This window comes from Janthinobacterium sp. BCJ23, assembly GCF_059617945.1.
Genome location: NZ_JCAQAW010000009.1, coordinates 1 through 14,796 on the forward strand (window position 1 = coordinate 1; position 14,796 = coordinate 14,796).

The 14,796-nt window shown below is 63.6% G+C and carries 10 protein-coding genes; 4 read left to right on the forward strand and 6 right to left on the reverse strand.

The window, feature by feature from the left end; genetic code table 11:
* Both AC54AG_RS23035 and ppa read right to left on the reverse strand, forming a co-directional pair.
* The coding region (locus AC54AG_RS23035; protein WP_496631679.1) for an IS1595 family transposase at nucleotides 1-574 on the reverse strand (574 nt) is incomplete at its 3' end.
* 143 nt (nucleotides 575-717) lie between these two features.
* Nucleotides 718-1,260 carry an inorganic diphosphatase gene (gene ppa, locus AC54AG_RS23040; protein ID WP_034786159.1) on the reverse strand — a complete coding sequence of 181 codons (543 nt, stop codon included), beginning with the start codon at nucleotides 1,258-1,260 and terminating at the stop codon, nucleotides 718-720.
* A gap of 611 nt (nucleotides 1,261-1,871) precedes the next feature.
* Between ppa and AC54AG_RS23045 the strand changes: the two genes are divergently transcribed.
* Complete coding sequence (locus tag AC54AG_RS23045) at nucleotides 1,872-4,298, forward strand: membrane-bound PQQ-dependent dehydrogenase, glucose/quinate/shikimate family (protein ID WP_496631680.1); 2,427 nt, start codon at nucleotides 1,872-1,874, stop codon at nucleotides 4,296-4,298.
* A gap of 89 nt (nucleotides 4,299-4,387) precedes the next feature.
* Here AC54AG_RS23045 and AC54AG_RS23050 read toward each other — a convergent pair whose 3' ends face one another.
* Genes AC54AG_RS23050 through hemC form a run of 4 tightly spaced genes read right to left on the reverse strand, consistent with a single transcriptional unit; the run spans nucleotide 4,388 to nucleotide 8,513 of the window.
* Nucleotides 4,388-5,584, reverse strand: a complete 1,197-nt coding sequence (locus tag AC54AG_RS23050) for a heme biosynthesis protein HemY (RefSeq protein ID WP_080698801.1) — start codon at nucleotides 5,582-5,584, stop codon at nucleotides 4,388-4,390.
* 4 nt (nucleotides 5,585-5,588) lie between these two features.
* Complete coding sequence (locus AC54AG_RS23055) at nucleotides 5,589-6,737, reverse strand: uroporphyrinogen-III C-methyltransferase (protein WP_058049383.1); 1,149 nt, start codon at nucleotides 6,735-6,737, stop codon at nucleotides 5,589-5,591.
* Complete coding sequence (locus AC54AG_RS23060; RefSeq protein WP_496631681.1) at nucleotides 6,734-7,516, reverse strand: uroporphyrinogen-III synthase; 783 nt, start codon at nucleotides 7,514-7,516, stop codon at nucleotides 6,734-6,736. Before AC54AG_RS23060 ends, AC54AG_RS23055 begins: the two co-directional genes overlap by 4 nt.
* Nucleotides 7,509-8,513 (reverse strand): hydroxymethylbilane synthase, encoded by a 1,005-nt coding sequence (hemC, locus tag AC54AG_RS23065; RefSeq protein ID WP_496631682.1) that lies wholly within the window; start codon nucleotides 8,511-8,513, stop codon nucleotides 7,509-7,511. The genes AC54AG_RS23060 and hemC overlap by 8 nt, the downstream gene beginning before the upstream one ends.
* Nucleotides 8,514-8,756: 243 nt before the next feature.
* Here hemC and ppc point away from each other — a divergent pair, with 243 nt between their 5' ends.
* The 3 genes from ppc (at nucleotide 8,757) to AC54AG_RS23080 (ending at nucleotide 14,777) form a co-directional block, all read left to right on the forward strand.
* On the forward strand, nucleotides 8,757-11,606 hold the full coding sequence (gene ppc, locus AC54AG_RS23070) for a phosphoenolpyruvate carboxylase (protein WP_496631683.1): 2,850 nt from the start codon (nucleotides 8,757-8,759) through the stop codon (nucleotides 11,604-11,606).
* Nucleotides 11,607-11,785: 179 nt separating this feature from the next.
* Complete coding sequence (locus tag AC54AG_RS23075; RefSeq protein ID WP_331778856.1) at nucleotides 11,786-13,582, forward strand: PAS domain S-box protein; 1,797 nt, start codon at nucleotides 11,786-11,788, stop codon at nucleotides 13,580-13,582.
* Between the two features lie 55 nt (nucleotides 13,583-13,637).
* Nucleotides 13,638-14,777, forward strand: coding sequence for an HAF repeat-containing protein (locus tag AC54AG_RS23080; protein ID WP_331778855.1), 1,140 nt, complete (start codon nucleotides 13,638-13,640; stop codon nucleotides 14,775-14,777).
* Nucleotides 14,778-14,796 lie beyond the last annotated feature (19 nt).

A 14,796-nucleotide genomic window follows, 5' to 3' on the forward strand; every position in this document is an offset into this window, starting at 1 on the left:
CGCGCGCGACGAGGATGCAGACCTGTTCATTCGATATGCCGCGTTTGTGGGCATGGCCGCCCCGGCGGCGCGCCGGACGCGTCATGTTTCTCGATCCCTTTTCCGATTCCAGCAGATATAACTCGTCTGCCTCGGCGATGCCATGCAGGCCATGCGGCCGGTCCGTCTTTGCCAACGATAAAAACCGGTGGCGCCAGCGAAACGTGGTGTTGCGGTGTACGCCCAGTTGGCTCGCCGCCTTGCGCACGGAATCCGATGCCAGCAGACAATCGGCGTAGTCGAGCCACAAGGTCTTTTGGCGCAGGCGCGCCAGCGGCGTGCCGGTGAGCGCATTGAAGGTGCGCCCGCACGGCACGCAACGGTAGCGCTGCAGGCCGTGCGCATGGCCATGCCGGTGCAAGTGCGCCGAGTGGCAGGCGGGACAGGCCAATCGCGGCTGCGCCACACTTTCCAGCAGCGCGACGGTCGCGTCGTGTGGATAGTTGCCACGCAGCAGGGCAATGCCTGCCTGCCGCTGGCGCCGGTTCAACTGCGCAAACTGCTCCATAAAACTGATCCATTCGGCTGGCCGCATGATCTGCTCCTGCAGGGGGGTATGCAGAGTCAGACAACACAAGCAAGGGAAGATTCCGGCATTTCCCCTATTTGCCGATGACAGAGCCTAAAAAAACGCTCCCGGCCATGACTGGCGGGGAGCGTTCTTCTTACTCGGTGTTCTTAGGCTTTGGCGGCGTCGGTCTTGAACGCTGCAACGCCGTTCAGGATTTCTTCCTTGGCCACTTCAGGACCATACCAGCCGTCGATCTTGACCCATTTGCCTTTTTCCAGATCTTTGTAGTGCTCAAAGAAATGCTGGATCTGGCGCAAGCGCAGTTCGTTCAAGTCTTCCGGCTTTTGCCAGTGGCTGTAGATCGACAGGACCTTGTCGACTGGCACGGCCAGCACTTTTGCGTCTTCGCCCGACTCGTCGGTCATTTTCAGCACGCCGATAGGACGGCAGCGCACGACCACGCCCGGGATCAGCGGGAATGGGGTGATGACCAGCACGTCGACCGGGTCGCCATCCGGCGACAGGGTGTTCGGCACGTAGCCATAGTTGCACGGGTAATGCATGGCGGTACCCATGAAGCGATCGACGAAGATCGCGCCGCTTTCCTTGTCGACTTCGTACTTGATCGGATCGGCATTCATCGGGATTTCGATGACGACGTTGAAATCGTTCGGCAGGTCGCGGCCGGAAGAGACGTTATTCAAACTCATGGGATTCCTCATTAGCGGGTGGTGTTTTAACCGCGCAATTATAGCGAAGTACAGGCCGCTTGTGCGGCGCAGCAGCGGCTCGCCGGCGTTTTGCGCGTCCTGCCAGCAACAGTGACGCGCCCGGCCTGTTGGACTGCGCAGCCTACCGTCGAGAGTAGAAACAGATCACCGAAAATAATAAGTAGAAACACTTAAGCATTACTACGGTCAGTCCCGAGTTAATATCTTCAATATCCGCCTATTTTCATTTCAATATCACCATGCGGCAGACATGGTTATTATATTTGATATTGCATTTTATGCAGCCACTTATAACAACAGCGCCAGTCTTATTCTCCCCGCAATGCGGGCGCATGACGACGTCGCCGCGTCAACACACGCCTCCAGCCCGGGAATCTCCTCTTCCAGCATAATATTTGCGCTTATTTGTAGCATTTATTTATTCAAATGGCGAACCTTCCAAAAAATGGCACGACCAGAAGACATTCATCAATTCTGATAAACTGTCACATTCTGGTGTTTCCAAAACTTCGCATACTCTGCAAACAAAGCCTTCGCTAGATTCAATATGGCGCATCACGCGCCACCGATAAATCCTTGCAAAAAGGAATATGATGATTCCCTCTTTCCGGCCCGGGCCTTTATTAAAGGTCACCGGCGTTATTTTCATTCTGTTTGGCCTCGCCCTGCTGGGCGGCGGCATCTGGCTGGCCTCTCTGGGCGGCTCGTGGTACTACCTGCTGGCCGGTATCGGCATGCTCGTTGCCGGCGCGCTGGTGTTCCAGGGCAAGCGCAGCGCGCAAGCCTTCATGGCGCTGCTGCTGATCGCCACTCTCATCTGGTCCGTCATTGAAGTGAAATTCGACTGGTGGCAATTGCTGCCGCGCCTCGACATCTGGTTTGCCGCCGCCGTCTGGCTGCTGCTGCCCTTCGTCAACCGCCGCCTGGCGCCAGCCGCCGCGGCGAAACAGGGACAAGCGGGCAAGACGGCGCTTTCCGCCGCCGTGGCCCTGACCGTCATCGCCGGTGTCATCGCCCTGTTCCAGGACTACCATGACCTGCATGGCGACGTGCCTGCCGAAAACATGGCCGCCACCGCCACGGGCGACCTGGCACCCGGCGTCGAGCACAATGACTGGTCCGCGTATGGCCGCTCCGGCTATGGCGACCGCTATGCCCCGGCCGCGCAAATCACGCCGGCGAATATTTCCGGCCTGAAAGAAGCCTGGACCTACCACACGGGTGACTTCAAGGGACCGAACGACCCGGGCGAGATCGCCAACGAAGTGACGCCGCTGAAGGTCAATGACATGCTGTATTTGTGCACGCCGCACAATATCGTCATCGCCCTGAACCCGGACACGGGCAAGGAAATCTGGCGCCACGATCCGAAGATCAACCGCGACGCGGCCAGCTACCAGCACATGATCTGCCGCGGCGTGGCGTACTGGGACGTGAACGCGGGCCGCGCGAAGAACAATCCAGCCCCCGAAGCTGCCGGCATGGAATGCCCGCGCCGCATCCTGGCGCCAACCATGGATGGCACCATGATCGCCGTCAACGCCGATACGGGCGAGTCGTGCAAGAGCTTTGGCAACAACGGCGTCGTCAACCTGTACAAGAACATGGCGATGATCAAGCGCGGTTTCCTGATGCCGACCTCGCCGCCGGCCGTGTCGCAGAAAATGGCCGTGATCGCCGCCAGCGTGACGGACAACCATTCGACGGAAGAGCCATCGGGCGTGATCCGCGGCTACGATCCCGTCACCGGCAAGCTGATGTGGAACTGGGACCCGGCCACGCCGGAAGATACGCAACCCTTCCCTGAAGGCAAGAACTACACCAACAACTCGCCGAACTCGTGGGGCGTGGCCAGCATCGATGAAAAGCTGGGCATGGTCTACATCCCGATGGGCAATGAAACGCCCGATACCTGGGGCGGCAACCGCAACAAGAATGGCGAGAAATTCAACAGCGCCATCGTCGCGCTGGACCTGGCAACGGGCAAGGTGCGCTGGGTCTACCAGACCGTGCACCACGATATCTGGGATATGGATATCGGCGGCCAGCCGAGTCTGGTCGACATCGACACGCCGAAAGGCAAAGTGCCATCCGTCGTGGCCACGACAAAACGCGGCGACATCTACGTGATCGACCGCCGCGATGGCAGCCTGGTCATGCCGGCGCCGGAAAAACCCGTGCCGACGAGCAATCCTGCCGCCGGCGACACCCTGTCGCCCACGCAGCCGTTCTCGGCCCTGACCTTCCTGCCTGAACGCAACATCAGCGAAGCGGACATGTGGGGCACGACACCGTTCGACCAGCTCGCCTGCCGCATCATCTTCAAGGAACGCCGCTATGAAGGCCCGTTCACGCCGCAAACGGCTGGCAAGGGCGCCGTCATCTCCCCGGGCCCATTGGGTATCTTCGAATGGGGTGGCGCGGCCATCGATCCCGTGCGCCAGTTGTTGATCGTCAACCCTGACTACATGGGCTTCCTGGAAAAACTCGTACCGCGCGCGGAAACGACGGCCAAGGGCGGCACCGGTGGCGAAATGGGCTTGCAGCCGCAGACGGGCGTCCCGTTCGCCGTGGAAATCAAGGCATTCCTGTCGCCGCTGGGCTTCCCGTGCCAAGCACCGCCGTGGGGCTATGTGGCCGCCGTCGACCTGCGCACGATGAAAAAAGTGTGGATGCACAAGAACGGCACCACGCGCGACAGCGGTCCCGTGCCGATCCCGCTACCACTGGGCGTGCCCAGCCTGGGCGGCATGGTCACCACCGGTGGCGGCGTGACATTCCTCAGCAGCACGCTCGACTACTACATCCGCGGCTACGACGTCAGCAACGGCAAAGTGATCTGGAAAGCCCGCTTGCCAGCCGGTGGCCAGGCTACGCCGATGAGCTATGTGTCGAACAAGTCGGGACGCCAGTTCGTCGTCGTCATGGCCGGCGGCCACGGTTCGCTGGGCACGAAGATGAGCGATACCCTGGTCGCGTATGCCTTGCCCGAAGGCGCCGCCGTACCGAAAAAGTAAAGCGCGAAGAAGTAAAGTAGCAAGCTAGCAGCGCAAAAAAAAGCCGTTCAGTCTGCACTGAACGGCTTTTTTACGTCTGAAGAAACAGCTTACAGGATGGTCGCCAAGGCGCACTGCCGGTAATGGGCGGCAGCCTGTTCCGTCTGCTGCAAGGCGTCGTGCATCTGCGCCAGCTTCAGGTGGGCGTCGCGCACCATCTGCGGCTCGTTCGCGTCCGACAAGGCCTGCTCCAGGTGGCGCTGGGCCTTGCCCCACAGTTTTTGCTTGAGGCACAAGGTGCCCAGGGTCAGCGCCAGTTCCGCATCGAGCGGACGCTGTTTCATCCATTGTTCGCAATGCTCGATCTGCAGCAGCAGGGCCGGCGTGCCGCTTGGCGCCGCCGCTTCGCGGTAGGCGCGCACGACTCTCTCGTCCCAGTCGGCGGCCAGCGACTCTTCGCACACGAGGCGCGCTTCGTCGTGCAGGCCACGCGCATTCAGGGCCGTGGCGGCGCGGCAGGCGATGTACGGCTTGACCCGGTCGCTGCTGGGCACGGTGGACCACACGCGCATCAAGGATTCCGCGTCATGCGACGGGTCGGACAGCAAATGGTCGTAGGCCAGCTCACGCAGGCGCGACGACAGGGCCGGATGCAGGGCGCGGTGCTTGTCGAGCGAGCGCACCAGGCGCAGCACTTCCGGCCAGTTCTTCGCCTGCTGTTCAGCCTTGAGCGACCATTGCAGCGCGTGGATGTGGCGCGTGCCGCTGGCATTGAGTTCGCGCACGGCGGCCAGGGCCGCTTCCGGCTGGTGGTCGTCGACCAGCAATTCCGTCACCGTCATCAACCGGGCCGTCTTCAGGCTGGCATCGCCTTCGACGCGGGACAGCCAGCTGTCGCGGCGCTCGGACTGGCGCATGCGGTGCGCGGCGCGCGCGCCGATCAGCGCGGCCAGGCCGGCGTTTTCTTCCAGTTCGGCGGCCCGCAAGGCGGCCTTCTCGGCATGGCCGAAACGGCCTTCGAACAGGGCTTTCAAGGCTTCGCGCAAGCCCTTGTTGCCATCGCGCTCACGCTTGCGCTGGCGGTAGGCCGCCACTTGCGCCGGCATGCGCACGGTGGCGCGCACGGCGCGCACCAGCAAGTACAGCAGCACGAACAGCACGACCTGCAGCAGCAGGAAGAAGTTCAGCGACAAATCGATGCGGTACGGCGGATAGAACAGCACCACATTGCCGGGGTTGAAACGGGCCGTCACGGCGATACCGATCGCCGCGGCCATCAGGGCGAGTAACCAGAGAAATAGACGCATGGGCTCAGGACTTCGCTTTGTAGTTGCGCACAGCCGTCAGGCTGTCGGACAAGGTTGGCATTTCGATGGCCAAGTTGCTGCCCTGCACCTGGCGCAGCAGTGCTTGCGCCGTCTGCGTGCTCTTGGCGCGGGTGTCGAAATACTTGGCCAGCGCATCCTGCGCAGCGATCAAGTCGTTACGGAAAGCCGTTTCATTGCGCGACAACAAGGCCATGCGGGCATTGAGCAGGCGCAGCTTGACGTTTTCACGCAAAAAATACGATTGCGTCGGCGACAGCATCAGCGCTTCCGGCGTATCGACCCGGCGGATACGGATCAACTGGCGCACGTCGGCCCACATGTCGCCGCTCCAGGTATTGAAGCCGTCGCGTACTTTTTGCAGCATCGGCTCCGGCGCAGGCGGACCCACCAGCTTGCCGGCGGCATCGCGCACGGGCTTGGCCTTGCCCGGTTTTTCCGGCGCGGCCGGCAAGGCCGGCGTTTCGTCGGACAGCATCGGCAGCGAATCGATCTGGGCGATCACGGCATCGAGGCGCAGGGCCACGCCCGTCGAATCGACGCTAGGCAGGGCCTTGAGTTTTTCCATGTCGCGCCCGATGGCGCGGCGGATGGTGATGAATTGCGGTTTGTCCGAGCGCGACAGGCTGCGGTCCGCGTTTTGCAGGGCGATCAGCGCGCCGGGCACGTTGCCGGCCAGTTGCAGCTGCTGGCTGGCCGTCGACAGCACTTGCTCGATTTCCGTCAGCGCCCACTCGTCGCGGTTCTTCGACAAGTCGTTATACAGTTGTTCCAGCGCCAGCTGCTGGCTTTGCGTTTCGCTCTGGCGGTTTTCCAGCGCGCCCACCTTGATTTCCAGCTCTTTCGTGCCTTCTTGCACGTTGCGCGCCAGCACGCCCGTTTCGGCGTTGCTGACATCGCCCTTTTGCAGGCGCTTGGCCACTTCTTCGCGCAGGTTGCGGATCTGCTTGCTGGTCGACCAGCTTTGCGCAGCCAGCAGCACGGCCAGCACGATGACGGCGATGCTCATGGGCTTTTGCAGCTGTTCCAGCAAGGTCGGCGCGCGGCCGGCAGGTTGGTCGGCCGCCTGCGGCGCCGTCTTCACGGCGCTGCCAGGCGTTGCATTCGGTTCGGAGAGTGTAGGCATTTCGTTCATGGTCGTGATTGTAACGCGGCGAGCACTCCTGCGTCGCCTGATCCTGTCAGGGTGACACGGGCAAAACCCAGGGCCGCCGCCGTTTGTGCAATGCGGGCGTGCGGCACGATCAGATGCTGCTGTTGCATTTTCACAACAGCCGTCTTTTCAGCATCCAATTCCTCCAGCAGCGCCAGCAAACCGCGCAGCGCTTCCGAGCTGGTGATGATCCAGTCATTATTATGCTGCAACAGCTTTTCCAGGGTCGCCCGCAAGGCCGGCGTCAGCGCCGGCACCTTGCGGCGGTAGGCCGTAACGAACTCGACTTCGGCGCCGGCCGCGCGCAAGCCGTCGGCCAGGTAATCGCGTCCGCCATCGCCGCGCACGATCAGCACGCGCTTGCCGCGCAGGGCCGGCAAGTCCAGCGCCAGCAATAAATGTTCGGAATCGCTGCGCGCCGTGTCAAACGGACTGGTGATGGCCGCGTTGGCCTCCGTGACGCCATGCGCTGCCAGGGCCATCCGGCTGCCCTCGCCCACCACGGCCAGCGGCACGCCTGGCGGCCAGGCGGGCAAGTGCGCAAAGACGCAATCGATGGCGTTTGGCGAGACGAAGGCCACCAGGTCAAAATCGCGCAGGCGCGCCAGCACGGCTTGCAAGTGTGCGCATTCGTCCTCGCCCTCAAGCGCGTGGATTTCCAGCAGCGGCAGCAGCTGCACGGGCAAGCCCAGCGCCGCGATGTGGGCGGCCAGCGGCCCAGCTTGTTGCGCGGGCCGCGTGATCACCACGGTGTCAGGCATGCGGCGCCAGGCCTTCATGGTTGTCGGGCGTGACGGCGCACGAGGCGAGGATGCCGGCGGCGTCTTGCCCGCGCAGCAGTTCGGCCACTTGCTCGCCCAGCTGTTCCGGCGCGCTGGCCGGGCCACTGACGTCGGCGCTGGCCATGCGCGCGCCGTCCGGCGTGGCGACCATGGCGCGCAAGCGCATCTGTTCGCCTTCGACTGTAGCGAAGGCGGCCAGCGGGATCTGGCAGCTGCCGCCGAAAATCTTCGACACCTTGCGCTCGGCCGTGACGGCTTGGGCCGTGGCCGCGTGGTTCAGCGGCGCCAGCAGGCGCACGAGGTCGGCGCCGTCCGCGCGCCCGCTGCGGATCTCGATCGCCATGGCGCCCTGGCCTGCCGCCGGCAGGCTGTCTTCCGGCGCCAGCACGGCGCGGATGCGCGATTCGAGCCCCAGGCGCTTCAGGCCGGCGGCGGCCAGGATGATGGCCGCGTAATCGCCACGGTCGAGCTTGCCCAAACGCGTATCGAGGTTGCCGCGCAGGGGCAGTATTGTCAGGTGCGGATAACGGGCGGCGATCAGCGACTGGCGGCGCAGGCTGCTGGTGCCGACGACGGCGCCATGCGGCAGCTCGGCCAGACTGGCGTAATCGTTCGACACGAACGCGTCGCGCGGGTCTTCGCGCTCGAGGATGGCGGCCAGGGCAAAGCCTTGCGGCAACTCCATCGGCACGTCTTTCAGCGAATGCACGGCCAGGTCGGCGCGCCCTTCTTCCATCGCCACTTCCAGCTCCTTGACGAACAGGCCCTTGCCGCCTACCTTGGACAAGGCGCGGTCCAGAATCTGGTCGCCGCGTGTGGTCATGCCGAGAATTTCAACGCTACACTGCGGATACAGGGCGGCCAGGCGCGCACGCACGTGTTCGGCTTGCCACATGGCAAGACGGCTCTCGCGCGTGGCGATCACCAGGCGGGCAGGAATATTCAATTCGTTCGGGGTCAATTCGGATGCTTTCAAAACAAGTTCTTTCGCTGTGGCTGTCGTTGTCATTATCGTTGCCAATTCGCCCGTCCGATATCAATTTGTATCGGAATGGTGCCCGGCGTCGCTATAATCGTTATCCCTTGGCCTAGAAGGCCAAGTCAGGCTAGCGTCCATGTTGAAGACCACAAATTTTATCATGCGCCCCCTCCCCTCTGCGGCCAAACGCCCGGTGCGATCCACATTCCCTTGCTTTTACACTTACTTTGGTTCTTTATTATGCTCAATGACGCAGTAGCACCAGAAATAGTTCCAGCGGCCGGCTCCGACAAGGATGCGCCGCTGAAAGAAGACATCCGCCTGCTGGGCCGCCTGCTGGGCGACGTGCTGCGGGAACAGGAAGGCGACGCCGTCTTCAATGTGGTGGAAACCATACGCCAGACTTCCGTACGCTTCCGCCGCGAAGCGGACGCGGACGCGGCCCTGGAACTGGACGCCATGCTCAAGGAACTGAGCCGCGAACAGACGATTTCCGTCGTGCGCGCCTTTTCCTACTTTTCGCACCTGGCCAACATTGCCGAAGACCAGCACCACATCCGCCGCCGCCGCGCCCACCTGCTGGCCGGCTCCCCGGCACAAAAGGGCAGCGTCAGCTTCGCGCTGAAAAAACTGCGCATGGCAGGCGTGCCGCGCAAGACCGTCGACACCTTCTTCCAGGACGCCCTGATCGCGCCCGTGCTGACGGCCCACCCGACGGAAGTGCAGCGCAAGAGCATCCTCGACGCCGAGCACGACATCGCCCGCCTGCTGGCCGAGCGCGACTTGCCGCAGACGCCGAAAGAACGGCAAGCCCATATGCAGCTGCTGCGCTCACGCGTGGCCACCCTGTGGCAGACGCGCATGCTGCGCTACTCGAAGCTGACGGTGGCCGACGAGATCGAAAACGCCCTGTCCTACTACCGCATCACCTTCCTGCGCGAACTGCCGGGCCTGTATGACGATATCGAGGACGACATCGCCGCCGAGTACCCGAACGGCGACGGTACGATAGTACCGATCAACGCCGCCTACGTGCAGATGGGCAGCTGGATCGGCGGCGACCGCGACGGCAACCCGAACGTCAACGCGGGCACCATGCAGCATGCGCTGGCGCGCCACGCCACCACCATCCTCGATTTCTACCTCGACGAAGTACACGCGCTGGGCGCGGAATTGTCCGTCTCGACCCTGATGGTGGGCGTGAGCGCCGAACTGCAGGCGCTGGCCGACCAGTCGCCGGACGCTTCGCCGCACCGCAGCGACGAACCGTACCGCCGCGCCCTGATCGGCATCTATGCGCGCCTGGCCGCCACGGCCCGCGCGCTGGGCGCCACCAACATCCTGCGCAAGGAAGTGGGCGCGGCCGCCGCCTACCCTGACGCGGCCGCATTTGTGGCCGACCTGCGCACCATCGTCGCCTCGCTCGAATCGCACCACGGTGCGGCCCTCGTGCGCCCGCGCCTGGCGACCCTGGCGCGCGCGGCCGACATCTTCGGCTTCCACCTGGCGTCGCTCGACATGCGCCAGACCTCGGACGTGCACGAGCGCGTGCTGGCCGACCTGTTCGCGAAAAGCGGCGTGGCCGCCGATTACACGTCCCTGTCCGAGGAAGACAAACAAGCGCTGCTGCTGAACGAACTGGCCCAGCCGCGTTTGCTGTACTCGCCCTACATTGCCTACGCCACGGAAACGGATTCCGAGCTGGCGATCCTGCGCGCGGCGCGCGACATCCGCCAGCGCTACGGCGCGCGGGCCATTCGCAACTACATCATCTCGCACACGGAAACCGTGTCCGACTTGCTGGAAGTATTGCTGCTGCAAAAAGAAACAGGCTTGCTGCGCACCGACTGGAAGGCCGGAGGCGACGGCGACAGCACGTGCGAGCTGATGGTCATCCCCCTGTTCGAGACGATCCCCGACCTGCAGCGCGCGGCCGGCATCATGAGCCAGGTCATGGCCTTGCCCCTGGTAAAACAATTGATCGCCAAGCAGGGACAGCTGCAGGAAGTCATGCTCGGCTATTCCGATTCGAACAAGGATGGCGGCTTCCTCACGTCGAACTGGGAGCTGTACAAGGCGGAACTGGCGCTCGTGTCCGACTTTCAAAAGGCCGGCGTCAAGCTGCGCCTGTTCCATGGCCGCGGCGGCACGGTGGGCCGTGGCGGCGGCCCCAGCTACGAAGCCATCCTGGCCCAGCCGCCGGGCACCGTCAACGGCCAGATCCGCCTGACGGAACAAGGCGAGATCATCGCCTCGAAGTTTTCCAACGCGGAAATCGGCCGGCGCAACCTGGAATTGCTGGTCGCCGCCACCCTGGAAGCGAGCCTGGCGCCGCAGGAAGCCAATCCGGCCCGCAACGGCCAGCTGGCGCAGTTCGAAGCCGTGATGGCGCAATTGTCGGACCTCGCCTATCACGCCTACCGCCACCTCGTGTATGAAACGCCAGGCTTTACGGAGTATTTCTTCTCGGCTACGCCGATTGCGGAAATCGCCGAGCTGAACCTCGGTTCGCGCCCCGCCTCGCGCAAGGCCAACCAGCGTATCGAAGACTTGCGCGCCATTCCCTGGGGCTTTTCCTGGGGCCAGTGCCGCTTGCTGCTGCCGGGCTGGTTCGGCTTCGGCAGCGCCATCGAAGCCTGGATCAATCAGGCCGACGGCGATGCGAAAGATGACAGGATCGCCACCCTGCGCGCCATGTACGCCGAATGGCCATTCTTTGCCACCCTGCTGTCGAACATGGACATGGTGCTGGCCAAGACGGACCTGGCGATCGCCTCGCGCTATGCGGAACTGGTGGCGGACCAGGGCTTGCGCGAACGCATCTACAAGCGCATCACGGACGAGCATGGCAACACCTTGCGCTGCCTGGAGCTAATCACCGGCAATACGGAACGGCTGGCGGGCAATCCGCTGCTGGCCCGCTCGATCCAGAACCGCTTCGCCTATCTCGACCCGCTGAACCACTTGCAGGTGGAATTGATCAAGCGCAACCGCACCCTGTCCAACGCCGGTAAAGTCGACGAACGGGTGCACCGCGGTATCCAGCTGTCGATCAATGGCGTGGCGGCAGGCCTGCGCAACACGGGCTGATCACGTCAAACTGCCATCGGCAGGCAGGGGCCGGCACCGCAAGGGCCGGCCCTTTTGCTTGCTCAATGGAAAAATATTCTCAAGAAAGCAACATTTGGTATTACACTAGCGTGGAATATCCTCCCCCCACTCCGGCGCCAGGCGCACCGCAGCGGCCAACCACGACGCCAGGAATGCGGATGAGCAAATGGTCGATTGAAACGCTGGGTGCAGCATGCGCCGCCATCATCCTGGTCGTGCTGGGCTGGCTGGCGGGCGCGGCCTGGCAGGAACTCAACTTCTGGGAACATGTCTGGCTGTCGCTGCTGCTGGCGACCGCTGGCGGCATCGCACTGTGGCTGCTGCGCGTGCTGCGCAACCACCTGGCCGGCACGCGACTGCAGCTCGACGCCAGCGTCATGCGCTACCGCGACCTGAGCGAGACGGCGCAGGACGGGATGTGGCAAACGGACGCGGAAGGCACGATATTGCATCTCAACCAGCGCCTGTGCGACATGCTGGGCATCCCGGCGGAAAAGCTGCTGGGCCACAAGATGAGCGAATTCCACGATGAAGCGACCTTGCTGCGCCTGTGCCCGCTGAGACGCACGCAGGAACACAGCTGCATGGGCGAACTGCAGTACTGGCACAGCGACGGATCGGAACGCTGGGCCATGATCAGCGGCCGCTGCCTGCACGACCAGCTGGGCACCTTGACAGGCGCGCTCGTGCTGGCCAACGACATCACGGAACACAAGCGGGCCGAACACGCGCTCAGCGTCGCCCATGCGGAGCTGGAAAGCCGCGTGGCCCTGCGCACGGCCCAGCTGCTCGACGTGAATCTCCAACTGTCCGCGGAAATCGCCATGCGCGCGCAAACGGAAGCGGCCCTGGCGCGCAGCGAAGAACGGCTGCAGGACATCATTTCCATGATGCCCCTGTCGCTGTTCCTCAAGGATGCCGATTCGCGCATCTTGCTGATGAACCAGGCTTGCGAACAGCAATGGGGCGTGCGCCAGCAGGACATCGCCGAAGGACGCGACCTGCAGCACTTTCCCAGCGATCAGAACGTGGGCTTCCACGCGGCGGACCGGGAAGCGTTTGCCAGCCGCAAGGTGGTGATCCGCGAAGAATTGGTATGGAACGCGCAGTTGCAGGAAAACCGCCTGGTGCAGACGCACAAGAAACCCGTGTTTGACGCCCACGGCCGGCCGCAGATGATCATCGCCATGGCCATCGACATCACCGACAGCAAGCGCAACGAGGAAAACCTGGAACGCACCCTGGCCCAGCTGCGCGAATTGACCGACCACCAGCAAACCATCAAGGAAGAAGAGCGGCGCCGCATCGCGCTCGACATTCATGACGACCTGGGCCAGAACCTGATGGTGCTGCGCATCGATGTGTCGCTGCTGCACGCGCGCACGGCCAAGGGCCATCCGCGCCTGCACCGCCACGCGCAGCGCGTGCTCGACACCATCGATACCACCATCCGCTCCGTGCGCACCATCATCAATGACTTGCATCCCAGTACTCTCGAGCTGGGACTGGGCCCCGCGGCCGAATGGCTGATCCGCCAGATGGAGGGCCGCGGCGCCATCCGCTACCGGCTCAAGCTCGACAGCGAGGCGCCGGACCTGGGCCTGGACCAGCGCCAGACGTCGGCCATCTTCCGCGTGCTGCAGGAATCGCTGTCGAACATCGTGCGCCATGCCCAGGCCAGCGAAGTGGAAGTGGCGCTGGAGCAGGACGCGGACGCCATCGTGCTGCGCATCAGCGACAACGGCATCGGCATGCAGCCGGGCGACCACGGCAAGCGGGCCGCCTTCGGTCTGAAAAGCATACGCGAACGTGTCCACGCGCTGGGCGGCGAACTGCGTATCGACAGCCAGGCCGGCCAGGGCACGGTGCTGGCCATCCACTTGCCGCGGGCCAGGAAAGGCGCGCCAGTCAACCATGACGCAACACAAGAATTGGCAAAAACAGTAGAAAATTAAGTATGTATTTTCGACATTAAAAAGTATAGTAAGTTTTTTCTTTGAGGAAACTATCATGCCGCCACGGTTCTCCCGGCTCCCCGCCCCACTGCTCGGCCTGTGCCTGCTGGCCGCCGTCTCCACCGCCAGCGCCACCATCTATGCCGAACGGGGCTTTGGTGAAAGGGATGGCAATGGCAGCATCGCGTCCGACCTGAACCCGGCGGGCCTGGTGGCCGGCATCATCATGGAGGAAGAAGGACGGCGCCGCGCCGTGACGTACCAGCATGGCCGCATCCGCGAGCTGGGCACCCTGGGCGGCGATGAAGGTTTCACCAAGGCCATCAATATCCATGGCGTGGTGGTCGGTTCGGCGCAGACGGCCAGCGGCGCCTGGCACGCCTTCCGCTACGATGCGGCGGGCGGCATGCGCGACCTGGGCACGCTGGGCGGCACCAGCAGCTACGCCACGGCCATCGCGCGCGGCGGCCAGGTGGCCGGCTATGCCGATACCAGCGGCGGCGATTTCCACGCCTTTGTGACGGAAGCCGACCACACCCTGCAAGACCTGGGCACCCTTGGCGGCGCCAGCAGCTATGCCAGCGGTCTGAACAGCCATGGCGTGGTGGTGGGCACGGCCCAGCGCGGCGATGGCTACCGCCGCGCCTTCGTCTACCGCCCCGGCGCGGGCATGCAGGAAATCGGCACCCTGCCCGGCGGACGCATCAGCTCGGCCACCGCCATCAACGACGCGGGCCTGATCGTGGGCGCCTCGGAAACGGAAAAGCGGCGCTGGCACGCCTTTGCCTGGGACGGCAAGCGCATGCTCGACCTGGGCGCCATGATCGGCCAGGGCGACAGCTACGCCACGGCGGTCAATGCGGCCGGACACGTGGTCGGCAGCGTCAACATCAACGGCTATGAACCGATGACCTTTGTCTACAAGGAAGGCGTGATGACGGTGCGCCGCCGCGACGACGGCCTGTACCTGACCAACAAGATCACGGACGCCGGGCTGGTGGTGGGCGCCGTCTACACGGGGCATAAATTCCAGGCCTTCGCCGTGCCGTCGCAAGCGTCGCCGCCACCGCCGCGCCGCAACCCGCTGGACTGGCTGTTCCTCACCTTCATCCTCGGCGCCAGCGGCGTGGCGCTGTACAAGCTGCAGCGCCATCACCGCGCCGGCCTGCCAGGCCAGCGCACGTATTTTATGTAAGCAACGCTGGGGATGGACG